General features: G+C 76.8%; 1 protein-coding gene. It reads left to right on the forward strand.

The features are described from left to right. Nucleotides 1-268: 268 nt before the first annotated feature. Nucleotides 269-943: a hypothetical protein gene (locus tag ACSNOG_RS32715; protein WP_436756328.1), complete on the forward strand. Its 675-nt coding sequence runs from the start codon at nucleotides 269-271 to the stop codon at nucleotides 941-943. Nucleotides 944-1,333: the final 390 nt, after the last annotated feature.

Here is a 1,333-nt window from a genome sequence, read left to right on the forward strand (position 1 = left end):
GGCGCGGGCGGGACACGGGAGGTGCGGGGATGGTGCGGGGGTGGTGCGCCTGCAGCCTGCCGTGCGGGGACCCGCGGAGCCAGGACGTCGGGGCCGCTTTCACTCACGCGTGGTCGTCATCGGCTTGTCCGCTCGTACCTCTATACGATCGCCCGCCACCGGCCCGGAGCACACCGGTAGCCCTTGGGCTACTGCCGGGTTGCGGGGTGGTGGGGCCGGGCGCAAGGTGAGCGTAATGATCACCCGTCCTGCCCGAAGGAGTTCGTTCATGGGTGCTTCCCGCGGAACCGCTCTCATGGTCTCCGGTGTTCTCTGTGGTGCGCTGACTCTGGGCGCGGCCGGCTCCGCCGTCGCGTCGGCCGGCTTCCCGCCCCCGGTGCCGCCGTCGGCGCCCGGAGCCTCCGAGCCCTCGGCCGCGGAACCCCGCGCGGCGCGCGAAGCGGCCGCCGGCGGCGTCCGGGCCATCGACCGCAGCGGCATCGGGCAGCGGGCCGCCGCGGCCGTCGCGGGCTGCTCCGCCGCCGCGCAGCACGCCACCGGTGACGCGAAGCAGGGCGTGTCGTGCGCGAAGCTGAAGGGGCATCTGGAGGAACTGCGCCGCGCCCGGTCCGCGCTGGCCCAGGAGGCGAAGGCCGCCCGGCCGGACCTGGAGAGGATGAGCACGGCCACGACGGACGCGGCCGCGGCCACGGCACGCCTGGCCAAGGACGGCGTCGACGTCTCCGACCTGGCCCGCGGCGGCCACGGGCCGGGGCGCGGTCACGGGCACGGCCACGGCCACGGCCACGGGCACGGGCACAAGGGCGACCGGGCCGACGGCCACGGCTCCGGGCTGCTGTCGGTCGTCACGTGGCTGCTGGGCGGCCTGGTGGGCACGGTCGGCGGGGTCGTCGGCGGGCTCACGGCCCTGGTCGGCGGGGTACTGGAGGGCATTCTGGACTGAGCGCCCGCCGAACCGGCGAGGGCGGTGCGGGCCCGGACGGGCCGCACCGCCCTGCTGCGCAGCCCTCTCCGGACCCCGCACGCGCGACTCCGCCGGCTCCGTCTCTTGACACCTCAAGCATTGTCATGGACATTCTCACCGCTTGGACCGGACCAACTCCCGGCCACCGCCCCCGGCGGTGCCGTGCTCCCACCCCCCACCGCACTCCCCTGCGCCCTGCCCGGAGGAGCCATGAAGCGATCCCGTTCCCGCACGAGAAGATCCCCTTCCCGCCGCCCGCGCGCCCGCGCCGCCGCGGCCCTGCTGTCCGCGCTGGCAGCGGTGGCCGCCCTCGCCGGTACGGCCCGGCCCGCGGCGCCCGCCGCCCTCGCGCCGGCCCCCGGAGCCTGT

This window comes from Streptomyces sp. URMC 124 (assembly GCF_051386455.1).
Classification (GTDB): Bacteria; Actinomycetota; Actinomycetes; order Streptomycetales; family Streptomycetaceae; genus Streptomyces.